Annotated in this window: 22 protein-coding genes; 5 read left to right on the top strand and 17 right to left on the bottom strand. The window is 67.8% G+C overall.

From position 1 onward, the window contains the following. Positions 1-636: 636 nt before the first annotated feature. The 6 genes from QWJ41_RS19385 to QWJ41_RS19410 are packed head-to-tail and all read right to left on the bottom strand — an operon-like array spanning position 637 to position 6,580. On the bottom strand, positions 637-1,782 hold the full coding sequence (locus QWJ41_RS19385; protein WP_056675159.1) for a thiolase family protein: 1,146 nt from the start codon (positions 1,780-1,782) through the stop codon (positions 637-639). Further along, on the bottom strand, positions 1,775-2,194 hold the full coding sequence (locus tag QWJ41_RS19390; RefSeq protein WP_162250900.1) for a Zn-ribbon domain-containing OB-fold protein: 420 nt from the start codon (positions 2,192-2,194) through the stop codon (positions 1,775-1,777). Before QWJ41_RS19390 ends, QWJ41_RS19385 begins: the two co-directional genes overlap by 8 nt. A 43-nt stretch (positions 2,195-2,237) precedes the next feature. Next, on the bottom strand, positions 2,238-3,008 hold the full coding sequence (locus tag QWJ41_RS19395) for an SDR family NAD(P)-dependent oxidoreductase (protein WP_056675152.1): 771 nt from the start codon (positions 3,006-3,008) through the stop codon (positions 2,238-2,240). 37 nt (positions 3,009-3,045) lie between these two features. After that, on the bottom strand, positions 3,046-4,182 hold the full coding sequence (locus QWJ41_RS19400) for an acyl-CoA dehydrogenase family protein (RefSeq protein WP_082563434.1): 1,137 nt from the start codon (positions 4,180-4,182) through the stop codon (positions 3,046-3,048). Next, positions 4,179-4,994 carry an enoyl-CoA hydratase/isomerase family protein gene (locus tag QWJ41_RS19405; RefSeq protein ID WP_056675146.1) on the bottom strand — a complete coding sequence of 272 codons (816 nt, stop codon included), beginning with the start codon at positions 4,992-4,994 and terminating at the stop codon, positions 4,179-4,181. Before QWJ41_RS19405 ends, QWJ41_RS19400 begins: the two co-directional genes overlap by 4 nt. After that, positions 4,991-6,580 carry an AMP-binding protein gene (locus QWJ41_RS19410; protein WP_056675143.1) on the bottom strand — a complete coding sequence of 530 codons (1,590 nt, stop codon included), beginning with the start codon at positions 6,578-6,580 and terminating at the stop codon, positions 4,991-4,993. The genes QWJ41_RS19405 and QWJ41_RS19410 overlap by 4 nt, the downstream gene beginning before the upstream one ends. 100 nt (positions 6,581-6,680) lie before the next feature. On the opposite strand from QWJ41_RS19410, the gene QWJ41_RS19415 reads away from it, so the two are divergent. Together QWJ41_RS19415 and QWJ41_RS19420 are read left to right on the top strand one after the other, a co-directional pair. Then, positions 6,681-7,229, top strand: a complete 549-nt coding sequence (locus QWJ41_RS19415) for a MaoC/PaaZ C-terminal domain-containing protein (RefSeq protein ID WP_056675141.1) — start codon at positions 6,681-6,683, stop codon at positions 7,227-7,229. After that, positions 7,198-7,797 (top strand): TetR/AcrR family transcriptional regulator, encoded by a 600-nt coding sequence (locus tag QWJ41_RS19420; protein ID WP_302710109.1) that lies wholly within the window; start codon positions 7,198-7,200, stop codon positions 7,795-7,797. The genes QWJ41_RS19415 and QWJ41_RS19420 overlap by 32 nt, the downstream gene beginning before the upstream one ends. Before the next feature lie 654 nt (positions 7,798-8,451). Here the strand turns inward: QWJ41_RS19420 and QWJ41_RS19425 are convergent. The 9 genes from QWJ41_RS19425 to QWJ41_RS19465 all read right to left on the bottom strand — a co-directional run bounded on the left by QWJ41_RS19425 (position 8,452) and on the right by QWJ41_RS19465 (position 18,736). Next, positions 8,452-9,543, bottom strand: coding sequence for an MBL fold metallo-hydrolase (locus tag QWJ41_RS19425; RefSeq protein ID WP_056675134.1), 1,092 nt, complete (start codon positions 9,541-9,543; stop codon positions 8,452-8,454). A gap of 379 nt (positions 9,544-9,922) precedes the next feature. Then, entirely contained in the window at positions 9,923-11,083 is a 1,161-nt protein-coding gene (locus QWJ41_RS19430) for an acyl-CoA dehydrogenase family protein (RefSeq protein ID WP_056675128.1), read from the bottom strand. 10 nt (positions 11,084-11,093) lie between these two features. Continuing rightward, positions 11,094-11,870, bottom strand: coding sequence for an enoyl-CoA hydratase-related protein (locus tag QWJ41_RS19435; RefSeq protein ID WP_056675125.1), 777 nt, complete (start codon positions 11,868-11,870; stop codon positions 11,094-11,096). After that, the gene (locus QWJ41_RS19440; protein WP_056675121.1) at positions 11,863-13,557 is read right to left on the bottom strand and encodes a long-chain-fatty-acid--CoA ligase; all 1,695 of its coding nucleotides are present in this window, start codon (positions 13,555-13,557) and stop codon (positions 11,863-11,865) included. The genes QWJ41_RS19435 and QWJ41_RS19440 overlap by 8 nt, the downstream gene beginning before the upstream one ends. A 13-nt stretch (positions 13,558-13,570) precedes the next feature. Beyond that, positions 13,571-14,314: an SDR family NAD(P)-dependent oxidoreductase gene (locus QWJ41_RS19445; RefSeq protein WP_056675119.1), complete on the bottom strand. Its 744-nt coding sequence runs from the start codon at positions 14,312-14,314 to the stop codon at positions 13,571-13,573. 11 nt (positions 14,315-14,325) lie between these two features. Further along, entirely contained in the window at positions 14,326-15,501 is a 1,176-nt protein-coding gene (locus tag QWJ41_RS19450; RefSeq protein WP_056675113.1) for a thiolase family protein, read from the bottom strand. Beyond that, entirely contained in the window at positions 15,498-16,313 is an 816-nt protein-coding gene (locus QWJ41_RS19455) for an enoyl-CoA hydratase/isomerase family protein (protein WP_056675110.1), read from the bottom strand. The genes QWJ41_RS19450 and QWJ41_RS19455 overlap by 4 nt, the downstream gene beginning before the upstream one ends. Continuing rightward, positions 16,306-17,832 (bottom strand): class I adenylate-forming enzyme family protein, encoded by a 1,527-nt coding sequence (locus tag QWJ41_RS19460; RefSeq protein WP_056675107.1) that lies wholly within the window; start codon positions 17,830-17,832, stop codon positions 16,306-16,308. Before QWJ41_RS19460 ends, QWJ41_RS19455 begins: the two co-directional genes overlap by 8 nt. A gap of 25 nt (positions 17,833-17,857) precedes the next feature. Continuing rightward, entirely contained in the window at positions 17,858-18,736 is an 879-nt protein-coding gene (locus QWJ41_RS19465) for a CoA transferase (protein ID WP_056675105.1), read from the bottom strand. A gap of 120 nt (positions 18,737-18,856) precedes the next feature. On the opposite strand from QWJ41_RS19465, the gene QWJ41_RS19470 reads away from it, so the two are divergent. Beyond that, positions 18,857-19,462 carry a TetR/AcrR family transcriptional regulator gene (locus QWJ41_RS19470; RefSeq protein ID WP_056675103.1) on the top strand — a complete coding sequence of 202 codons (606 nt, stop codon included), beginning with the start codon at positions 18,857-18,859 and terminating at the stop codon, positions 19,460-19,462. Positions 19,463-19,646: 184 nt separating this feature from the next. Here QWJ41_RS19470 and QWJ41_RS19475 read toward each other — a convergent pair whose 3' ends face one another. Next, positions 19,647-19,862: a hypothetical protein gene (locus QWJ41_RS19475; RefSeq protein WP_056675100.1), complete on the bottom strand. Its 216-nt coding sequence runs from the start codon at positions 19,860-19,862 to the stop codon at positions 19,647-19,649. A 288-nt stretch (positions 19,863-20,150) separates the two neighbouring features. Here QWJ41_RS19475 and QWJ41_RS19480 point away from each other — a divergent pair, with 288 nt between their 5' ends. Then, positions 20,151-21,545 (top strand): IS30 family transposase, encoded by a 1,395-nt coding sequence (locus QWJ41_RS19480; protein WP_302710113.1) that lies wholly within the window; start codon positions 20,151-20,153, stop codon positions 21,543-21,545. Here the strand turns inward: QWJ41_RS19480 and QWJ41_RS19485 are convergent. After that, positions 21,504-22,007, bottom strand: a complete 504-nt coding sequence (locus QWJ41_RS19485; protein WP_056681150.1) for an IS110 family transposase — start codon at positions 22,005-22,007, stop codon at positions 21,504-21,506. The two genes, QWJ41_RS19480 and QWJ41_RS19485, sit on opposite strands and share 42 nt — an antisense overlap. Before the next feature lie 256 nt (positions 22,008-22,263). On the opposite strand from QWJ41_RS19485, the gene QWJ41_RS19490 reads away from it, so the two are divergent. Then, positions 22,264-23,139, top strand: a complete 876-nt coding sequence (locus QWJ41_RS19490) for an IS1634 family transposase (RefSeq protein WP_056681147.1) — start codon at positions 22,264-22,266, stop codon at positions 23,137-23,139. The last annotated feature ends 188 nt before the right edge of the window (positions 23,140-23,327 follow it).

Consider the following 23,327-nt stretch of genomic DNA (forward strand, 5'->3'; position numbering starts at 1 on the left):
CAACGCGACGACGCCCAGAGCAAGGGCCAAGTCGCTAGACAGAAGATCTTCGACGGCCTCCTCGAGCGCCTCGACCACGACGCGTCATGACACGGGCCTTGACACGATCACCTGCATAAGTTCAACCACAGGCGCCTGCACGGCGAGCTCGGACTTGTCCCGCCCGCCGAGTTCGAAGGCAACCACTGGGCCAGCATCACCCCCGGAGCACTACCCTCAAGAACTCGTCCCGACCGGGACTGGATCCAAGTAATCGAGCCTCCACGAAACCCGGGGCGATTCACTCCCACAGTCGAGAACAATCGGGGGACGACGTCGGGGGACGAGGGGTACCCAGCAGGCCATCCGTGCCTGTCACGGTACCGGCGGCCTGCGGCTGGCTGCGCCCTGTGTGAACCTGAACGGGACAATGATTGGGTGTCAATCAAACCGGGGGCAGTCCCCCGGGGTGCACCAGCCAGTGTTCAGTTGAGTTGAGCCATGCATCGAGAACTGGGAAGGACACACAGCTAGCCGACCGAGCACCCGGCGGCCTCCCGGTCGTCGTGCCCACACGACAGGGATCCCCACGACCGTCCGCCGAGACGCATCGAGCAGATAACACGACTTCCAACTCGCGAACTACGTTCCAACCTGCTAGACCGTCAGGATGTGGACGCTGCCGGCTGCCGCGTCCAGCCCGGTGGCGACGCCACCCAGCATCTGGGCAAGGCCGACCTTGGCGCCAGGTACCTGGCTGGCTCCGCTGCGCCCGCGCAGCTGGTCGGTGATGTCGCAGATGACCCGGACGCCGGATGCGGCCAGCGGGTGGCCGAGGGACAGCAGCCCACCGCTCGGGTTCACGGGGATGCGCCCGCCTAACGAGGTGGCGCCGGAGCGCAGCAGACCCACGCCATCACCGCGCGCGCACAGCCCCAGGTCCTCGTAGTGGACGATCTCTTCGCTCGCGAAGGCGTCGTGCAACTCGACGACGTCCACGTCGGAGGGCGCCACACCGGCCTGCTCGTAGGCGAGGGCCGCCGCCCGCGCACCGAGCTCGAGGGTCGTGATGTCGGAGCGCCGGAAATCGTAGTCGCCCGAGATCAGCGCTGATCCAGCGACGCGGACCGGTGCTTCGGCGTACTTCTTCGCCACGTCGGCGGACGCCATGACCACGGCGGCAGCCCCGTCGGTGTTGGGGCAGCACTGGAGCAGCGTGATGGGGTCGGCGATCATCCGGGAGGCCAGTACTTCTTCGACGGTGAAGCGCTTCTGGTACTGCGCTCGCGGGTTCAGGGCACCGAAGTCATGCGCCTTGACCGACACCTGGGCGAAGTCCTCAGGTGTCGCGCCGTGGGTCGCCATGAGACGTTGCGCCTGAAGCGCGAACAGTACGGGCATGCTGAGTCCGAGCTGACCGTCGAGGTCGTCCCTGTCCGGCGGGATCAGCTTCCCGGCGATCGGACTCGTGGTCATCGACTCGACACCGATGGCGATGCCGAGGTCGACGAAGCCGGCGGCGATGTCCTTGTAGAGGCTGCGGATCGCTGTCGATCCACCCGCGCACGCGTTCTCGACGTTGACCATCTCGACGCGGGTGACGCCGAGGTCCTTCATGATGGTCTGGCTGGTGATCATGGCGTCGTAGACCCGGGAGGAGAAGACGGCCTGTATCTGGGCGGAGTTGATGCCTGCGTCGGCGATCGCGGCGCGGGCGGCCTGGCCTCCCAGGTCGGCGATGCTGCGCTCGGGCATTTTGCCGAAGTCACTCTGTCCCACTCCGAGGACGAAGACCTCACGCATGGGCGGATTCCTTTCCGGGCGCAGGGACGAAGCGGTAGGCGAGCACGTCCTGCTCCTGCTCACGCCACATCGGCACGATCTCGAGCGTCATCGGTGTGCCGGGCGCCGGAAGGTCCTCGCCGGCGGAGATCGCGAGTTGGGCGAAGACCCTCACGCCGTGGGGCATGGTCACGTAGCCGACGGTGTAGCCAGGTGGGTAGCGGTGGTTGCCCATGTGCACGACGGTCGCGCAGAGCAGCTCGCCGTCTGAGCCGAGTTCCACGGGCTCCTGCGCTTCCCTGCCGCAGTCGAGGCAGCGAGGAGCGGGCGGATACGACGTGTGGCCGCACGCGGTGCAGCAGCTCGCGAGCAGGGTCGGGCCTGCCGCTGTCTCGCGGAAGAGTCCTTCGCGCAGGGGAACGGGGTTGGTCACGTCGATGCTCCTGGTTCTAGGTCGCGGTCCATGGGAGGACGGGTCAGCTCGGCGGGAGGATCATCCCGGCGTCCAGCCGGATCGAACGGCCGTTGTGCATAGGGTTTCGGACGATCTCTTCGATCAACATCGCGAACTCCGCGGGCTCGCCCATGCGCCGTGGGAAGAGCGACTGGGCGGCGAGCTCCGCCTTCAGGGCGGGAGGGACCTGGTCGTAGATCGGCGTGTCGAAGGCACCGGGCGCTACCGTCATGACACGGATTCCGTGCTGGGCGAGCTCACGGAACAGCGGCATCGTCAGGCCGACGAGGGCGGCTTTGGAGGCGCTGTAGGCAATCTGCCCGATCTGGCCCTCCCACGCCGCGCCGGACGCGACGTTGATGATGACACCACGTTCCCCGCCGGCGGTAGGCTCGCTGGCCGCCATGCCGGGGGCCACGCTGCGCATCACATGGATCGGGCCGTAGAGGTTCACCTTGATCCCCTTGTCGAAGACCTCCATAGGCAGCGGTCCGCGGCTGGACAGGAGCTTGGCGGGGGCGGCGACGGCGGCGGCGTTCACCACGACCTGGACGGCACTGTGCTCGGACTCGACGGCCGCCACGGCCATCTCGACCTGGTCGAGCTGGCTGACGTCGACCTCAAGGTAGCGGTAGCGCTCCCCCAGCTCGGCGCGGAGGGCGGCTCCGCGTTCGTCGTTGAGGTCGAACGCGGCGACTGCCCGGGCTCCGAGCTCGAGCAGGCGGCGGGCGGTGGCCTCACCTAGGCCGGAGGCGCCACCGGTCACGATGGCTACGGCGTTCTCTATCTTCACGGCTTCTCCTGGGAGCGTTGTGGTTCTCGGTGCCGGTTCAGCGGCCCATGACCTCGCGGCCGATGGCGGACCGGGCGATGATGAGCTTCTGGATCTGTGGCGTGCCGTCACCGATTTGGAAGCCGGACACGTCGCGCAGCAATGCCTGCAGCGGCATCTCCTCCGACCAGCCGACATGGCCGTGGAGCACGATGCAGTCCTGCACCGCCTGGAAGCCGACCTGGGGTGCCCACCACTTGAGCATTGCCGCCTCGACGGTGTGCGGCCTTGCGTTGCTGCGTGCCTCGAGCGTGGACGTGGCCAGGGCTCGGATGGCAGTGAGGTACGTCAGGTGTTCGGCGATCGGGAAGGTCACGCCCTGGTAGTGGCTCAGCGGCTTGCCGAAGCTCGTGCGGGTCTTGATGTGCTCGATGGTCAGGTCGATGGCCCGCTGGGCGATGCCGACTACCATGAACGCGATGAGGGTGCGCGTCAGGTCGAACTCGTTCATGATCATTGCGAACCCCTCGCCGCCCTGACCGAGTTGGTGCGAGTGCGGAACGAAGACACCCTCCATGGCGATCGAACCGCGGCCGACCGGCCGGAATCCAGGGTCGGCGAAGCGCTGGCCGGACAGGCCGGGTGAGTCCATGGGCACGACGAACGCACTGATGCGTCCCGTGTCGGTCTGACGCGCGACGATGATCGCGAGGTCTGCATCGGGCCCCTGGGTGATCGAGGTCTTCTCACCCGACAGCTCCCAGCCGCCGTCCACGGGAACGGCCTTGGCGCTCAGCGCCTGGGCGTCGGACCCGGACGCGGGCTCGGTGAGTGCGATGGCACAGACTGCTTCCCCTGCGATCACCGGTCCGAGCCAGCGGCGGACTGCCTCTTCCGAAGCGGACTTGACCAGCAGGTCGGCCGTGACGTTGTTGGCGAACACCTGGTAGCCGCAGGCAGCGTCGGCGTAGCTGACTTCTTCGCAGGCGATGCCGAGGGCTTGCAGGTCCGATCCCTGACCTCCCTGCTCCTCGGGGACGCAAAGGCCGAGTAACCCATTCCTTCCGAGGTCCATAAGGGTATCTCGCGGGTAGGGGGCACCCTGAGCGCGCTCGAGATACCCCTCGAGGAAGGATTTGCGCGCAAACGCGCGAACGCTGTCGCGGAAGTCAGCGAGCTCGTCATGGTCCGTCATCTGGTGCCTCCCGACGTCGTCTTGAACAGCGGCGCACGCTTCTCGGCGAAGGCTCTGAGCCCCTCGTCGACGTCACCGCTGTGCAGGTGCTCGGCGGTGACGAGTCGCTCGAGCCGCAAGGCGCTGGCGAGCGGCTGGTCGAGGCCGTCGTCGATCGCCTGCTTGAACAGGCGCAACGCGCTCGGGCTGCGCCGCGCGATCGTCGTGGCAAGCTCTTCGGCTCGCGTCACAAGCTGGTCGGCCGGGACGACCTCGTTGACCAGGCCCATCGCCTGCGCCTCCTTCGCAGTGACCAGCTCACCGGTGAAGGCGAGGTACTTGGCGCGGGTGGGGCCGACCACCCGTGGCAGCCGGGCTGCGCCGCCGGCGCCGGGGAGGAGGCCGTAGTTGATGTGGCCGTCGCCGAGGCGCGCGTCGGCCGAGGCGACGACTAGATCGCAGTGCAGCGCAAGCTCCAGTCCACCCGCCATCGTGATCCCGTTCAGCGCAGCGATGACTGGCTTCGGCAGCGAGGCGAGCATGGCGAAGGTCTCGGCCGCCCCCTTCTCGAAGGCGAGCAGTCGAACGGGATCCACCTTGCCGTCTGGGCCCAGCACCTCCTTGAGATCTGCGCCGGCGCAGAAGGCACGGCCCGTCGCCGTGACGACCACGACACGCACGTCCCGCTCGTCCTCGATGTCAGCCAGATGGGCGGCAAGTGCATCGAGCACGCGCTCGCTAAGGGCGTTCATCGCTTCGGCCCGGTTGAGCGACAACCAGGCCACGGGGCCCTTGTCGATACGAGTGACGGCGGCTTGCGTCACTGCGCTCATCGATCCCCACCCTCGGCGCCGATCTCTGCACCCATGGCGCGCAGACGCTTCTTGTCGATCTTCCCGACGAGGGTGGCGGGCAGCGCGTCGACGAGGTGGATCTCCTTAGGCGCCTGGTGCGCGCCCTTCGCGTCGCGCACGAGCCGCTTGAGCACGGCCTTGTCGATGGCGGCTCCCTCGTGGAGGACAATGAACGCGGTGACCGCCTCGCCCCACTTGTCGTCCGGCATGCCTACGACCGCCACCGCGGCGACGTCGGGATGCGCCGCGATCACGTCCTCGACTTCCTTCGGATAGACGTTGAACCCGCCTGAGATCACCATGTCCTTCTTGCGGTCCACGATGTGGAGATAGCCCTGCTCGTCACGCATCGCCATGTCCCCGGTATGCAGCCACCCATTGCGCAGAGTCTCCTCGGTCAAGTCGGGCCGGTTCCAGTAGCCGGACATGATGACTGGCGAGCGGACACAGAGCTCACCGGGAATCCCATCAGGGACCGGCTGGTCGGCTTCGTCGACGATCGTCACCGTGGTGCCGATGACCGGACGCCCGCACGAACTGAGCAGGTCCGGACGCCCAACCGGGTCGTGCTCCTCACGTAGGAGGCTCGTCGTAACGCCGACGCACTCAGTCTGACCATAGCACTGGACGAACTTCTGCCCGAACCGGTTCAGGGCCTGGGTGAGCCGGGAGGGCGAAATCGGTGCTGCGCCATAAACGAAGGTCTCGAGCGAGCTCAGGTCCGCGTCCTCCGATGTGGTGTGGTCGAGCAGGGCGTTGATCATTGTCGGCACCGCGAAGGTGCAGTTGGCCTGCTCCTTCTCAATCGCCTGCACGAAGGACTTCGGCTCGAAGCCTTGAAGCAAGATGACCGTGCCGCCGCGGGCCAGGGTTGGGAAGAGCGGCAGCACCCCGGCATGCGTGATCGGCGGTGCGACCAGGTAGCGGGGCTTGGCGGGGAGTTGCCAGCTCGTCAGCACCGCCTTGCACTGCTCGGCCATCGCTCGGTGCGAGAGCATGACGCCCTTCGGCGTGCCGGTGGTCCCGCCCGTGTACTGCAGCCAGGCGAGGTCCTCCTGGCCGGCCGGGCCCGGCTCGAGCGGCTTCGGGTCGTAGCCCTCGATCAGCTCGAACAGGTCCTGCCCAGCGTCGGACTCACCGAACACGAGCAGGTGCTTCACCGTCTTGGAGCGTTCGGCGACAGCGGCTCCCACCTCCGCGAATGTCGGATGGACGATGAGGACCTCGATCTCGGCGTCGTCGCAGATCCAGACGTGATCCTCGACGGACCCCATCGGGTGGAGGCCGGTGTAGTGGCCGCCGATGAGGTAGGTCGCCGCCTGGGTCAGCCAGACCTCGGGGAGGTTGACACTGAGCGCCCCCACGCCAGACCCATGGGAAATTCCGCGGTCGACGAGCAGCTGCTGTATGCGGCTCATGGAGTCGGCCGCTTCGGCGAACGTCATGCGCTGTTCGCCGAGCACGAACGCCTCGTTGTCCGCGAAGCGCTCAAACGCCTCGACGATGAGGTCGCTATACGTCGCTCCGCGCGAGGCGGCCGGGATGGTGGGGGCTGAGTGAGCCATGTTGACGCCTTCCGCCGGATTAACTCATCAGTTAGTCTAGGCAAGTCTTCACGTACGTCAAGGTCGAGCACGACCTCGTTCGAGAAAGGTGCCCACGTCGATGAGCAGTGCAGGTCCAGCTCCGATCCAGGACGGTCTGCTGTACGCCGAAGACCTCGCCGCGCGGGTCGGCGTACTGAGTTCGCTCGGCCCCGTCACCATGACCGAGTCGGAGATCCGCGCCTTCGCGCAGCGGTGGGACCCGCTTCCAATCCACGTCGGCGACGGGGGTCCTTTCGGCGGTGTGATCGCCAGCGGGCTCCACACTTTTGCAGTGTTCCAGCGGCTCGCCGTCGACGCGGCGTACTCCTCCTGGGCCGTCGTGGCGGGACGTGCGATCCGCGAGATGGTGCTGCCGCGGCCGGTCTTCCCTGGGGACGTCCTGACCGGCTGGGTCCGTGTCAACGGCGCCTGTCCCCCGCGCAACGGCATGGCGAAACTCGAGGTGGAGGGCCGCCTGGAGAATCAGCACGGCAAGACGGTCCTCACTCTGCGCCTCGAGAGCTATGTCAGCACCGCACGGGCCTCGAGACACCGGTGGAGTAGCCTGCAGCCGTCCGGATCCGGAGGGAGCACGTGTGGCCAGGCAACGGGCGACGACCACGGCTGACATCATTGAAGCCGCCGCTCGCGTGTTCCAGACCAAGGGCTACCGAAGCTCGACCATCGACGACATCTGCCTCGAGGCCGGGATCTCCCGTCCGACGATCTACAAGTACATCGAGAGCAAGCTGTGGCTCCTGGACCAGATGGTGGCGCACGTCACGGAGGAGCTCAGCGAGAAGTTGCAGGACCTGCTCACCAGCAACCTCTCGCCCCGCGAGAAGATTCGGGCGGTCGTCAAGCTCCACATCGAGTCAGCGTCCAGCAAACGCGTCTTCTACGCCACTGTCTGGGGTGAGCAACCGGAGTTGTCGGAGCTGGCGCTCCAGTCCTTCCGATCCTGGACCCACACCGTTACCCGCGATTTCGCCGAGCTCCTGGATGATTACCGCAAGAGCGAGAGACTCGAGCCGAAAGCGGATGGCACGGTCCTGGCAAACCTAACCCTGACCATGCTCACCAGCCTTTTCCGGTGGTACGACCCACTGGGATCGACCACGCCCGAGGACCTGGCGCACCAAGTGCTGGTGATGCTGTCGGGTCCCCTTCCGGCAATCGACCAAGACGGTGCCTGAGCCAGCTGTGCCCGGACGGGTAGAGCTTGCCCAGGTCGGTGGGGATCTCCGTGCCGTCGCCGTACCTCTTGTGGTTGAGCCGATCGGTGCCGAAGTCCCGACCGCTCCAGGTTTGGTGCCCGCCACCGATTCCGACGCTGACGAGTGGTCCGCCGACGCCCGGCGGCCAGCCCGAGCTCGGGCATCATCGCCGCGACGGTGTTCTCTCCTGCGCCGAACGGTCGCCGTCGCGCCACTCGTAGAACCTTCCCTGCGAACGCCGAGAAACGCCCGACGCGTAGTCGCCGACGGCAGCACGCCGTGGTTCGCCCTCTGGGCGGCGATAGATCCGGCCACGGATACCAGCACATCGCCTCGTGCACCCAGTGGGCCACCAAGCGCTTGGGCACATCACGCTGGCCGAAGATCGATGATCTCCCTGCGCAGGCGCTGCATCTCCGCGCGCTCGGACTCGCTCAACGGCGCGTTCTCGCGTGACCTCCCCGGCTGGGCCTTGGCCACCCAGGTCCCCAACGTCCCTCGATGATCCCCAACTCCCGGGCCACCTGCGCGATCGGTTTCCTGGTTCCGAGCACCAGCCGGACCGCGCCCTGCTCGAAGTTCGTCGAACTTCGGTACCTGGCCATGGCTCATCGTTTGTGGCGATGCTCCACGCTACGAGGGGAAGCCCATGGAAACTGGTCGGCGAGGGCTGACGGTGTAGACGACCCCGCCGGAGGTTGGGGTGGCGGTGGCCTGGCCGCGGGCGACGAGGAGGTCGAGGTGGGCCTTAGTCTCCATCGCGGCCATGCCTTGGTTGAAGATGTCGAGCTGGTCCCACGGGTGCTCGTGGCGGGTCCAGCCGAGGTGGGTCGCGACGCCCTTCGCGGTCGACGGACCACGGGCGAGGGCAGCGAGGCTGAGCTCGAGCCGCTGCTCGTGGTGTATGAGCAGCTCGTCTACCCGTGCGTGGGTCGACGGCGCGATCGGCCCGTGGGCAGGCAGGAGCTGGAGGTCGGGCAAGGCGCGTACCTTGGCCAGCGAGGTGAGGAAGTCCCTGAGCGGCTCATCAGCGGGCGGCACGGTGAGACCGATCGACGGTGTGATCGTCGGCAGCACGTGGTCGCCGGCGAAGAGCAGCCCGGCCGCCTGTTCGGCGAACACGTAGTGGCCGGGAGTGTGGCCGGGCGTGTGTACGGCGTCCAGCACCCGCGTGCCCAGGTCGACCGTGAGGTCTCCCTCGAGCCAGTTGTCCGGGAGCGCCCAGATCGACAAGTCCGGCATCTCGCCTGGGCCGGCCTCAACCCAGGCCTCGGCGACGTCACGCGCTCCGGCGGTGACCAGGACGTCGTGGAACGGGTTGCGCTTGGTGTCGGGAGTGAGCAGCAGCTCCAGCGCGGGCCGCTCCGGCTCGCCGAGTATGACCTCGGCGCCGTACTCCCGGCCGAGAACCGAGGCCATCGTGAAGTGGTCGCGGTGAATGTGGGTGACGAGGAACCGATCGATGTCGCCGAAGCCGTAGCCGAGCGAGCGCAGGCAGCGGTCCAGCAGTTCGCGGGCCTCGGGAATCGCCCAGCCGCCGTCGACGAGGATGGGGCCGGAATCGGTGTCGATGACGTAGACGTTGACCGCCCGCAGGCCGTCCATCGGCAGCGGCAGCGGGATTCGGTGGATGCCCTCAGCGACCTGCCACGCGCCCTCCGCGGTCCAGTGCGTGCCGGAGTCGGCCGAGATCGCCCGGTGGGTCGGTGTCGTTGGCGTCGTCATGTCATGGACCCCGTCCGAACCGTCACGACGGGCTGGACGACGATCGAGCACGTCACCACGTCACCGGCGCGCTGCGGCGAAGGAAGCGTATGTCGTGGATGTCCTCGCCCGCGACGAGGCCGTGCCGCTGGTACACGCCGGTCGCTGCGAACCCTTTGGATGATCCGGGCCGTGTGCAGACCGCTGGCGATCCAGTGCGCGGACGTCGGTGTGCGCGGCGAGATCGCGATCGACGTGGACGTACTGCGGGGCCCGGGCCGAGGCGAACTCGACGACCTCGTTCTCCGTGACCTGATAGGGGCCGCAGTCGATGTCTTGCCCGACGGGCATGTCCTCAGCGGGCAGGAGCACGGGTGCGTTGTCTCAACGTCGGAGCACGTCATAGGGCTCTGGCCACCAGTTCCTTCATGATCTCGTTCGTTCCCCCGTAGATCTTCTGGACGCGGGCGGCGGCGAACATCCGGGCGATCGGGTATTCCATCATGTAGCCGTAGCCGCCGAAGACCTGCAGGCAGCGATCGACCACCTTGTTCTGTATGTCGGTGCACCAGAACTTCGCGAGGGAGGCACCGGCCGCGTCCAGTTCGCCGGCGACGTGCCGGGTGATGCAGCTGTCGACGAGGGTGCGCGCGGCGAGGGCGTCAGCAGCGCACTCGGCAAGGACGAATCGGGTGTTCTGGAACGACAGGAGCGTCTCCCCGAAGGCCTCTCGCTCTTTCGCGTAGGCGATCGCGTGCCTTACAGCCGTCTCAGCCGCGGCTGCCGCCGTGACGGCGATGATGAGCCGTTCCTGGGGCAGCTGCTCCATGAGCTGCTGGAAGGCGCGGCCCTCGACGCCCCCGAGGAGATTGACGGCAGGCACGCGCATGTCCACGAACGCCAGCTCTCGGGTGTCCTGGCCGTGCATGCCGATCTTCTCGAGCACCCGGCCGCGCTCGAAGCCCGGCAGGTCCTGCGTCTCGGCGACGATGAGGGACAGGCCTCGGCCGCCGGGCTCGTCGCTGGTGCGGGCCACGATGATGAGCACGTCGCAGTGGGTTCCGTTGGAGATGAATGTCTTGGAGCCGTTGATGATGTAGCCGTAGCCGTCGCCGTCGCGTACGGCGCGGGTGCGGACCCGTTGCAGGTCCGAGCCAGTGGTCGGTTCGGTCATTGCGATCGCAGCGACGAGTTCACCGGAGGCCATGCCGGGTAGCCAGCGCAGCTTCTGCTCCTGCGTGCCGAAGGCGTTGACGTAGTGGGCGACGATGGTGCTGTGCACGCTGTTGGCCCAGGCGTCGTCGGCGACGTGGGCCTGCTCGGCCGCGATGATCGCTTCGTGTGCGAAAGTGGCGCCGCCGCCGCCGTACTCCTCGGGGATGCTGATACACAGCAGACCGGCGCGTCCGGCCGCGCGCCAGAAGTCGCGGTCGACCATGTGCTGCTCGGCCCACCGGGCTTGGTTCGGCACGACCTCCTTGTCGAGGAAGGTGCGGGTGAGCTGCTGCAGGTCGTCGAGTTCCTCGGTCAGCCAGGGTGACCGGTAGTCGTCCAGGATCATCGGGTCGTCCTTATCTGCCGGTGAAGGCGGGCGTGCGTCGGTCGGTGAAAGCGCTGATCCCTTCCTCAGCGTCGGACGTGCCGAGCGCGAGGAGGAAGTTGCGCCGCTCGTGGGCGAGTCCTTGTTGAAGCGGCAGGTCGTGGACCCGCCGGGCCGAGTCAGCGGCATACGCCACGGCTCGGGGAGCGTTGGCGGCGATCTGGGCGGCGAGCTCGAGCGCGCGGTCGAGTACCTGGCCGTCGTCGACGAGGTCGGCGACGAGGCCTGCCGTGTAGGCCCATTCGGCGTCGACTGGCGCGCCGGTGAGGAGCATCCGCATGGCCTTGGCCTTGCCGATGGCGTGGACCAGGCGCTGGGTGCCGCCGGCGCCGGGGATCACCCCGAGTTTGACCTCGGGGACGGCGAAGCGGGCCGAGCGCCCTGCGACGGCGGTGTCGCAGGCGAGGACGAGCTCGCAGCCGCCGCCGAAGGCGAGGCCGCGGACCGCGGCGATCGTCGGGACGGGCAGGGAGGCCACGGTCTCGAAGAGCCGGTCGAACGGAAACGCGTCGAGCGGGGAGGCGTTGACCATGCCGGGGATCTCGCCGATGTCCGCGCCAGCGCAGAATGCCTTGTCCGATCCGGACACGACAACCGCGCGGACGGCGTTGTCGACGGCGGCCTCCTCGAGGCGGTCAGCGAGGTGGTCGACGAGTGTGCGGCTCAACGCGTTGAGGGCGGCGGGCCGGTCAAGGGTGAGAACCAGGGTCGTACCGTGGGCTTCGGCGGACACGAGCTGCTCAGGCATCGGCCTGCTCACCCTCGTAGGCGGCGGCGTATGCCGAGCGGATCTGCTTCTTGTCGAACTTGCCGACGCTCGTACGGGGGATCTCGGCGACGATCTCGATGGCATCGGGCAGCTGCCACGCGGCGAATGCGCTAGACAGGTGGCTGCGGACCTGCTCGAGGGTGATCTCCTGCCCGGGCTTGGGGACGATGAGGACGAAGGGCCGCTCCTGCCACTTCGGGTGTGCCAGTCCCACGACCGCGGCTTCGGCGATAGCCGGGTGGCTGAGGAGCAGGTTCTCCATGTCGATCGAGGAGATCCATTCACCGCCGCTCTTGATGACGTCCTTGACCCGGTCGGTCACCTTCAGGTACCCATCCGCGTCGATCGTCCCGACGTCGCCGCTTCGCCAGTAGCCGTCGTGGAACCGGCCGGCTCGGTCGTCCTCTGGCATGTTGTGGTAGGTCCTGGTGACCCACGGGCCTCGCATGCAGATCTCCCCCTGGGTGACGCCATCCCATGCGACGTCGTTGCCGGTGCCGTCGATGAGCCGGACGTCGACGCCCGTGACGGGCAGGCCCTGTTTGCGCTTGAGCTCGAAGAGCTCGTTCTCGCTCAGGCGTTCGCGCACGCTCGGCTTGTAGCGGTTCATCGTCACGAGCGGGGTGGTCTCGGTCGCGCCGTAGGCGTGGACGATCTCGGCGCCGGTCAGGTCTCGGAAGCCGCGCATCATCGTCAGCGGCGGCTCGGTGGCTCCAGACATCATCCGCAGCCGGGACAGGTCCGGCTTCTCGTCGAGGCTCTCGATGTAATGCAACATCGGCAGGAAGATTGCAGGTGCGCCGTTGGTGACGGTGACGCCTTCGGCGATGATCGCGTCGGTCAGCGGTTTGGTGTCCTCGGCCATATAGCGGCCGGGTAGGACGATTTTGTTGGCCATCAGCGTCGCTGCCTGGGGAAGGCCCCACGCCTGGCCGTGGAACATCGGAGTGATGAGCATGGTGCAGTCGTCGAGGACCATCCCGATGTTCGTGGCGATGCCGTACGAGTGCAGGTAGATCGCCCGATGGGAGTAGTAGACGCCCTTGGGTCGCCCGGTCGTGCCGGTCGTGTAGCACGCGCTGTACGCGGAGCGCTCGTCGATCTCCGGCCAGACCAGGTGCGGGCTGGCCGCGGCGACGAGGTCCTCGTAGTGGTGCAGGTTGGGCAGGCTGGTCTCGACCTGTGAGAGCGGCTTGTCGGTCATCACGACCCATGCACGCACTCCGGGCAGCAGGTGGGCAACGGCCTCGGCGACCGGCAGGAGCGTCTCGTCGATGCAGATGACCGACGTGCCGCTGTCGTCGATCACGAATGACAGGTCCTCTGGCCCGAGGCGGAGGTTGAGCTGGACCAACACGGCGGCAAGGCCCGGGATGGCCCAGTAGAGCTCGTAGTGGCGGCGGCTGTTCCAGTCGAGGACGCCGACACGGTCCCCGGGCTGGACGCCAAGAGCGCGCAGCGCGTTTGCGCCCCGGATCACGCGCTCGTATGCCGCCGCGTAGGTGTAGCGGTCCCAGCCCCCTTCCGGGGTGCGATAGACGATCTCGCGCTCGGGATGCGTGCGTGCGGCGTGCAGGATGAGCGTGGTCGTGTTCAGCTGGACGTCGTCCCCCATGGTCGACGGGTAGCCGGTGACGAGGGGGCGGGTGGTGAAGGGGGAAGTCATGACGGTCTCCTGTTCAGCGGGCGGCCATGCGCAGGGCTCCGTCGAGACGGATCACCTCGCCGTTGACCATCTGGTTTTCGATGATGTGGATTGCGAGGGCGGCGTACTCGGACGGGTCGCCGAGCCGCGCCGGGAAGGGCACCTGCTGGCCAAGCGACTCCCTGGCGGCTTCAGGCAGCACGCCCATCATGGGGGTGAGGAACAGCCCCGGCGCGATGGTTGCCACCCGGATCCCGTACCGCGCAAGCTCGCGGGCGATCGGGAGCGTCATGGCGACGACTCCGCCCTTGGAGGCCGAGTAGGCGGCTTGGCCGATCTGGCCGTCGAAGGCGGCGGCCGAGGCGGTGTTGATGATCACACCACGCTCGCCGCTCGGGCCAGGCTCGGCGTCGCTCATCGCGGCGGCGGCGAGCCTGATCACGTTGAACGTACCGGCGAGGTTCACATCGAGGACCTTCATAAAGTCCTCGAGTTGGTGCGGCCCGGACCTGCCGAGCACCTTTTGGGCGACGCCGATTCCGGCGCAGTTGACCACCCCGCAGAGCGGTCCCGGCTGGTGGCTGGCGACTTCGACCGCGTGGGCCACCGCGCCGGCGTCGGTGACGTCGGTCTCGACGAAGACGGCGCCGGCGGGCGCTGTCCCGGCGCGGTCGGCGACGACGACGTGCGCGCCTCGCTCGAGTAGGGCGGCGGTGGTCGCGCCTCCGAGCCCGGATGCGCCTCCGGTGACGAGGAAGGTGTGGTTGCTGATCTCCATGTTGTTGCTCCTCAGGCGATGCGTTCGATGATCGTGGCGTTGGCCATGCCGCCGCCCTCGCAGATGGTGAGCAGGCCGTAGCGGGCCTCGCGGCGCTCGAGCTCGTTGACGAGCTGGGTCAGCAGGCGCGCGCCGGTCGAGCCGAGCGGGTGGCCGATGGCGATGGATCCGCCGTTGACGTTGAGCTGGTCCTCCGGGTAGCCGAACTCCTCGCACCACAGCAGCGGGACCGGCGAGAATGCCTCGTTGACCTCGACGAGGTCGATGTCGCCGACGGTGAGGCCGGCCTTGTCCAGGGCCTTCTGACTGGCTGGGATGATGGCCGTGAATTGAAGCACCGGGTCGTCCGCGGCGACGGCCATGGAGACGACCCTGGCCCGCGGTCGCAGTCCGGCCGCCTCAGCGGCGGCGCGTTCGGCGACCAGGAGGGCGGCCGCTCCGTCGCTCATCTGCGAGGCGTTGCCGGCGGTGATGACGCCGTCCGGGGAGAACACCGGCTGCAGGGCGGCGACCCGCGCGGGGGCGATGTCGAGCCGGATCCCCTCGTCCCGGGTCATCGGGGCGGTGGAGCCGTCTTTGGCCGCGCCGTCGAGGGGCACGAGCGCGGAGGCGAAGTGCCCGGCGTCGGTCGCTGCGGCGGCGCGGCGGTGGCTCTGGACGCTGAAGGTGTCGAGCTGCTCACGGGTGAAACCCCACTTCGTGGCGACGAGCTCGACTGATGGTCCTTGGGCGGGCAGGTTGCCGTCAAAGCGCGCCAGGGCCCGTTCGCCGTACCAGTCGCCCTGGGCGCCGCCGGGGACGAAGAGCGGACCGAGGTCGACCCGGCTCATGGACTCGACGCCGGCGCCGATGGCGAAGTCGTACTCGCCGGACTTGATCGCTTGGGCCGCGAAGTGGACCGCCTGTTGGCCGGACCCGCACTGTCGGTCGAGGGTCGTGCCGGGCACGGCGGTGGGCAGGCCCGCACCGAGCAGGGCGTTGCGGGCGACGTTGCCGCTCTGCTCACCGCGCTGGAGGGCGCAGCCGACGATGACGTCGGAGAGTCGGTCTGGGTCGAGGCCGGTGCGCTCGGCGAGGTGGGCGAGGGTGTGCGCGAGCAGGTCGACGGGGTGCCAGTCGCGCAGCTGGCCGCCACGCTTGCCGACCGGTGTGCGGACGGCGTCGACGATGACTGCTTCACGGGTCATGGTTGGGCTCCTTGGTGGCGGGTGCGGAAGGCGTTCAGGGCTTGGTGGAACTCGGGCGTCGACACGTTGGCGACCTGGGCTTCGGCTTCGCGGGCCAGCGCTTCGGTGAGGGCCGCGGTCCACGTGGCGTCGAGGAGGTGCTTGGTGCGTGCCTGGGCAGGGCGGGAGGAGCCGGCCAGGCGTCGGGCCAGGGCGGTGACCGCGTCATCGAGCTCCTCCGATGGCACGCAGCGTGCGATGAGTCCGACCTGAGCAGCGGTGGGCCCGTCGAGGTCGTCCCCGAGGAGGGCCAACTCGCGCGCCTGCCGCAGTCCGACGAGCCGGGGCAGGACCCAGCTGCCACCGAGGTCGATGGACAGGCCGAGCCGGGCGAAGTTCTGGGTGAACCGCGCCGTCTCGTCGGCGACGACGAAGTCGCAGGCGAGGGCCAGGTTGCAGCCGGCGCCGACCGCGGCGCCACGGACCTTGGCGATGACCGGCTGCGGCAAGTTGCGCAGGACAGGAACGATCTTGTTGAACTCGACCATGGCCTCGCCAAGTCGGCCGGGGTCGAGGTCGATGAGGTCGGCGCCGGCGCAGAAGTTGCCCCCCGCGCCGGTGAGCACCACGACACGAACGTCGTCGTCCCGCGCGACGTCGGCCAAAGCTGTGAGCAGATCCTGCGCCGAGTGAGGGCTCAGCGCGTTGCGGCGCTCAGGCCGGGTCAGCTCGACCGTGGCGACGGGTCCGTCCACGGTGAGGCGCAGGGTCGACGGCGCCGTCGGCGCCCTGGCGGTGGACCCACTGCCCAGGTCGCTCGGGGTGTCAGGCATTCAGTTTCGCCCGGATCTGGTGCTTGAGGAGCTTGCCGGAGGCGTTGCGGGGAATCTCGTCGATGATGATGAGCTCGCGGGGCAGTTTGTAGCTGCTGAGGCACTGCTGGCCGTACTCGCGCAGTTGCTCGAAGGTGAGCGTCGCACCGTCCCGTGGGGTCACGACGGCCACGACGCTCTCGCCGTACTCCTCGTTCGGTCGCGAGACGATGGCGATGTCCCCGACCGCTGGGTGACCGGCCAGGGCGCTCTCGACCTCGACCGAATAGACGTTGCGGCCACCGGTGATGATCATGTCCTTGAGCCGGTCGACCAGCGTGATGTATCCGTCCTCGTCGATGCTGGCGATGTCGCCGGTGTGCACCCAGCCGTCTCGGACGGTCTCCGCCGTCGCTTCGGGGTTGCCCCAGTAGCCCTTCATCATCGTCTCGCCGCGCATGATCATCTCGCCGACCCCGCCGGGCGCCACGTCGTTGCCGTCGAGGTCGACGATGTGCACCTCGGTGTTGGCGATGGCGCTGCGACCGCTCGCGCTCGGTCGCGCGAGCACCTCGTCATGCTGCAGGAGGATGCCCCCCGGCCCGCCCTCGGTCTGGCCGCATGCCTGGATGATCGACGCGCCCGGCAGCGCCGCCACGAGCGCCTCAGCCGTCGTCGCCGGCATCGGAGCAGCGCCGTACAAGCAGACACGCAGGCTCGACAGGTCGCGTGTCGCGATCGACGGGGTGCGCAGCAGGAACGTGTACATCGTCGGGACGCCGAAGAACTGGGTGATCCGCTCGCGTTCGAGCATCTCGAGCACCGTTTCCGGGTCGAAGCGGGGCAGGATGACGTGCGTCGCGCCATACATCATCCCGCCGATCAGAAGCATGTTGAGGGCCGCTGAGTGATACAGGGGAGCAACGTGCAACATCCGCTCCCCCTCATGAAGTCCTAAACCAATCGCCGTGTTGATGCCGACCCACAGGATGCGGTGCTGGTCGAAGAGGGCACCCTTGGGGCGACCGGTCGTGCCCGAGGTGTAGATGATGAGCGCGTCGTCGTCCTCCGCGACCTCGACGTCGATCGGCTCAGCGGACTGGACGGCCGCGGCTGCGAGCACGTCGTCGAAACCCGTTGCGCGACCCAGCGCGAGCGCGGGGATGCTACCTGCGCGCCCCCCGCCGCCTGCCAGCCCCTGGATGTTCTCGACGACCTCTGGACCGAAGAGCAGCAGACTGGCGCCCGAGTCGGTGACGAAGTGGTCGATCTCGGGCGGCGCCGACCGCGGGTTGACGGGCACGACGATGGCGCCCAGACGGAGTCCGGCGTAGAGCGCGACGACGAAGGCGCCGCTGTTGCCCGAGAGCAGGAGTAGACGGTCGCCCTTGGCCAGGCCCCGGTCGGTCAGCTCACGCGCGAGCTGGTTGACGCTGGCGTCGAGTTCGGCGTACGTCATCGAACCCGAACCGAACTCGACGGCGATCCGTTGGGGAACACGACTGGCAGTCCGGGCGAGGACTTGGGCGAGGCTGGGCACGGGAGACTCCTAGTTGGGGTGGGGATCAGCCGAGGTTGTGGAAAGGGACGGGCGGGTCAGGAACAGCGGCACGCGGGTCTTGGACGGCAACGAGGGGGATGTCGAGCGAACGGCCCAGCGACTCCCAGTGGGCGCTGGACTCGGTGCCGAAGCGGGCGATCAGTTCCTCACGCGTGCGCCCGACTGCGTCGGCGAGACGGCGGGCGAAGTGCGGTTCGATCGCGCCGACGGCGACGTGCCCGTCGGCTGTCGCGTAGATGCTGTAGGTGGGCAGGCCCCCTCCTAGGACGTCACCGGGACGCGTCAGGCCGTGGCGCACCGCGGCCGATGCGTGGAAGGCCACATCGTCGAGCACGACCCGCTCGCGTACGGCCGTCTTCCTTGACGTCCGTCGCCGCAGCCCGGCGAGTGTCGCGGTCACCGCTCGCTCTGCTCCGAGCACGTCGACAAACGGCACGAGGGGCATGGTTGGCGGCATGAGCGTGCCCTGGACGGCCTGGTACGTCAGGTCATGCCCGGCCTCGTCCGATCGTTCTCCGTCGTAGCCGACGACCTCGACCAGGACGAGACCATGCCGCTCGACGCTATCCACAAGCCCAAGCCGCGTGAGAGCCGAGGGTCGCATCGCGGTCAGCAGCACATCGGCAACCGCGAGCCGCGTCTCCAGCGCTGATCGGCCGGCTGGGCTCTTGAGGTCGAGCGTGACGACCTCCTGACCGGCGGCGAGCTCCTCGTACCAGCTCGGTGCGACCGCTTGGAGCGGGTCTCCGGAGGGCGGCTCGACCTTGGTCGCTGACGCCCCCATCGAGGCAAGGCGGGCGACCGCCAAGGGTCCGGGGAGGTTCACGGCCAGGGAAACGACCCCGACGCCCGCGACTGCGGTCGCGTCTGGCGTTCTCGACACTTACTGCTCCTTTGGCCGCTGCCTGTTTGTACAGTTGTATAGCAACTGGTACGTTCGTGCAATAGGTAACTAGTACGTTCGTGCCGATCCGAGAACGCAGACCGAGAAGGATGAGGAGACATGACGCGACGACAGCCCAGTGCGGCTCTACGCGCGGACGACCTCACGGCGAAGGCGCGGATCCGGAACGCCGCACTGGATCTCTTCGCGGCGAATGGCGCCGAGGCCACCTCGCTACGCGCGGTCGCGGCCGCGGCGGGCGTGACGGTCGGTCTAGTCGTCCACCACTACGGGACGAAGGAGGCACTGCGCGAAGCCGTCGAACTCGCGATCGTCGAGCAGTTCGCCCAGACGATCGCGTCCGTCCCGCTCGGCCCTTGCCCGCCCGGCCAGGTCACGGCGGCACGCGACCGTGCTGTGGCCGCCATGCTCTCGGCCAACCAAGCGATCGTCGACTACCTGCGGCGGGCTATCCTCGATGGGAGCGCAGGGCGAGTCGACTTGGTCAGCCGGCTCAGCCAGCTCTCCGCCCAGCAGGTCGACGATCTGCGGGAGGCCGGCGTCGCCTCGACGAAGCACACCGTCGGCGAGCAGGTCGTCACCATCATGGTGCGGCAGCTCGGACGCCTTTTCCTGCAGCCGCTTGTCGACCGCATCACCGACGAGTTCGCCGATGACACGGGCGCGTCGATGAGACCGCAGCTCGTTGTGGATGTGAACCACTGAGCCGTCACGCACGAGCGTCACCGGACAAGCGGGCTGGGTCCCTATGTCGCGGGATGGGCTTTGCCACCGGTCAAGTCCGGAGCTCGGCACGGTCGCCGCCCTCGTGATCGCGTGGGGCAGGACGGTGCAGCTGGCGCAGGCTGTCTCGGGAGGTGCCGGGATGGGTGGCATGCGTCTGCTGCAATCACTCCACTTCAAGCTTCATTACCTCGTCGCCGTGATCGTTGATGACCTTGGCCGCGACCTTGCCCGTAGCCGGCTTGGAGAAGGGGCGCGAGTCGGTGGCGTCGAGCGTGGCCCCGGCATCCCGGTCGATATCGGTCTTGAGGGCCGTCTTGAGCCGCTTGTATGGATCGTTGCCGTCGACGGGCTCGCCATGACGCCACCTCGGCGTCGGCACCCTCGGCGGTGGTATCGACTCCGCCGCTGGTGACAAACTCGGTCCCGGGCTCGTCGTCGTCGGTCTCGATTTGACGCAGCCGACGCACCGTCGCCTGGTCGAGCCCGGTCAGATGCATGACGTCCTTGACCGCGAGCCGCTCTGCGAGAAGCCGTTCGATCGCGGTCGCGGCCGCGACCTCCATGAACCGCATCCCAGTTCTGCTCACTGAATTTCCTCACAAGGACGCGGGGATCCAGGGCGAATTCAACCGGTCGTCGCAACACCTCATGATCACGGAGGTGTTTGATGGGTCGTCGTCAGCAGGCGTCAGATCGTGCGGTCCGGCCAGCGATGCGGTCCCCGGGTCGTCCTCCACCGCCCCGGCAGGTCGAGCAGGAGTTCTGGCGGCGGATCGCGGAGGGCATGAGCAGCGAGGACGCCGCCGCCGCTGTGGGCGTGTCAGGACCAGTCGGCTCCCGATGGTTCCGCCACGGTGGCGGCATGCCACCCCTGAGTCTTGCCCCGCCGTCGGGCCGGTACCTGTCGTTTCCTGAAAGGGAAGAGATCGCGATCTTGAAGGCGCAGGGCCTTGGGGTCCGTGAGACCGCCAGGCGCCTCGGTCGACATCCTTCGACGATCTCGCGCGAGCTGCGCCGCAACGCCGCCACTCGCAGCGGGAAGCTGGAGTATCGCGCATCGGTGGCGCAGTGGAAGGCCCAGATGGCCGCCCGGCGTCCCAAGGTTGCGAAGCTGTTGGCTGACCTGCGACTGCAGGGCTACGTCCAGGACAAGCTCGCCGGCGTGCTCCGCGGACCCGACGGCGCGGAGATCCTCGGGCCCGATGTCGCACCGTGGAAGGGGCGCAGAAAGCCGCACCGTCAGGACCGCCGCTGGAGCAAGGCCTGGAGCCCGGAGCAGATCTCGAACCGACTTCCTATCGACTTCCCCGATGATGAGTCCATGCGCTGTAGCCACGAGACGATCTACCAGGCGCTCTTCATCGAGAGCCGTGGCGCCCTCAAGCGCGAACTCGTTGCATGTCTGCGCACCGGTCGGGCATTGCGTGAGCCCAGGGCACGTACCCGCAACAGACCCGGCGGCCATGTCACCGCCGATGTCGTGATCAGTCAGCGACCTGCCGAGGTCGAGGACCGTGCAGTCCCGGGGCACTGGGAGGGAGATCTGATCATCGGGTTGAACCGCTCCGCGATCGGGACCCTGGTCGAGCGGAGCACGAGGTACACGATGCTGGTCCACCTTCCTCGCGCTGAGGGTTACGGGATGGTGGCGCCAACGAAGAACGGGCCACCGTTGGGTGGTTACGGCGCGGTGGCCATGAAGGAGGCCCTCGTCGAGACCATGACGACCTTGCCCGAGCAACTGCGACGCACGCTGACCTGGGACCGCGGCAAGGAGCTCTCCCAGCACGCGCAGTTCAAGATCGAGACCGGGATCGCGGTCTACTTCGCCGACCCGCAGAGCCCTTGGCAGCGCGGCACCAACGAGAACCACAACGGTCTGCTGCGCCAGTACTTCCCCAAGGGCACCGACATCTCGCGATGGAGCAACGAGGAGACACAAGCGGTCGAAGCTGCACTCAACAGCAGACCCAGGAAGAGCCTCGGATGGAAGACCCCAGCAGAGGCCCTCGACGAGCACCTACGATTGCTCCACCAAGCTGGTGTTGCTACCACCGGTTGAACCCAGTAAGGACCCCTTATGGACCCGATTGGCCGAGGCGGCGCGCTCGTTGATCAACGCCTTGCGATACCGCGTCAGGTCCCGCAGCTCCCGGATCGGCTTGGGCGGCACGAAGCTGGCCGACAGCAGGCCGTGTGCCAACAATTGGGCCAGCCACACCGCATCGATGGTGTCGGTCTTGCGGCCAGGCACGTGTTTGACGTGGACCAGCATCACCACGAAGTCGTCCTCCAGCAGGTAGTACACCGGCTTCCAGTACACCCCGGTGGACTCCATCACCACGTGAGTCACACCCAGACCGGCCATCCAGTCGCGCAGTTCCATCAGGTCCGGCGTGGTTGTCCCGTACGTCTCGATCAGTTCAGCAGGCCGCCCGGTCACCCGGTCGGGAACCCGGACGCACACCACCACCTCGGCCTGGCCCACGTCGATGCCCGCGCACCGATCAACGAGCTCTTCCATCTCTCCTCCTCTCCATTGGAGGACCACCGCTTGATCGAAAGCCGATCAAGCGATTCTGCTCGTCGTGCTCAAGGGCGACAGTCCGGGGTGCCGACACGGCTTTACGTCAGACTTACACTCGGGCTCTCTGGCACCAAAGAGGACCGACGTCACCACGAGCGGTGGCCCCGACCCCATTTTCATCCGCCGGGATGGCGGAGTAAACCGCCGCGAGTGACTTACACAGACCATCTGACATACATGCCCTATTGCCGCGATGGAGTTCCTGCTCGAGGCCCTCGACGAGATCGCCGCCGAAATCTTCGGTTCGGTCGCACACCTGCTCAACCTCGACCTCGACATCCTTTTCGTGGACACGACCTCTACCTATTGGGAGCTCGACATCGCCGACGAGCTGGTCGACCTGGCCGAGGTCGTCGATGACGACGGCAGCCGCCCGGTCGAGCAGGCCAAGCGGGAGTTCGGGCACTCCAAGGACCACCGCACCGACCTGCCCCAGGTGGTGATCGCGATGGCGGTGACCCGCGACGGGGTCCCGGTGCGGTGCTGGACCTTTTCCGGCGACACAGGCGACACCTCGATCATCCGCACCGTCAAGCACGACCTGGCCGGCTGGAACATGCGCCGGATGGTGTGGGTCGCGGACCGCGGCTTCGCCTCCGCGGCCAACCGGGCCTACCTGACCCGTGGTGGTGGGCACTACATCCACGCCGAGAAGCTGCGTCACACCAACGGCGAGGCCGCTGCAGCACTGGCCCGACCGGGCCGCTACCGCACCGTCGCGGGGAACCTGCGGGTCAAGGAGGTCGCGGTCGCCCCCGGCGGCAACGGTGATGGCGACGACGGCGCGAGGGCGCAGCGGTTCGTGGTCTGCCACAACCCCGAACAGGCCGACCGGGACGCCGCGGTCCGCACCCAGCTCGTCGCCCACCTGCAGGAACTCGTCACCGGGTCCGATGCCTGGACCGCACGGCGTCGCGACGAGTTCGTCGGATCGCTGAAGACCAAGCCCGGCTGCGCAGGTATCTGCGCCGCACCGGCGGCGGGTTGCTCCGGGTCGACGCGGCCGCGGTCAAGCGCGAGTCGCACCTGGACGGCAAGTGGCTGCTCCGCACCTCCGATGCCACCTTGACCCCCGAGGACCTCGCCGCGGCCTACAAACAGCTGCTGCAGGTCGAACGTGGCTGGCGCGACATGAAGTGAATATTCGCCTTACTGGGGTCCAGCGGCGGCGTGTTCCGGGGCCGTCGGGGTGACTGCTCGTTGGCGGGCTTGGGGGCCGGTGTTGGCGTGGTTGGGGGCCATCCGTTTCTAGGCTCC

Source organism: Nocardioides cremeus (assembly GCF_030518195.1).
In the GTDB taxonomy this organism is placed as follows: domain Bacteria; phylum Actinomycetota; class Actinomycetes; order Propionibacteriales; family Nocardioidaceae; genus Nocardioides; species Nocardioides cremeus.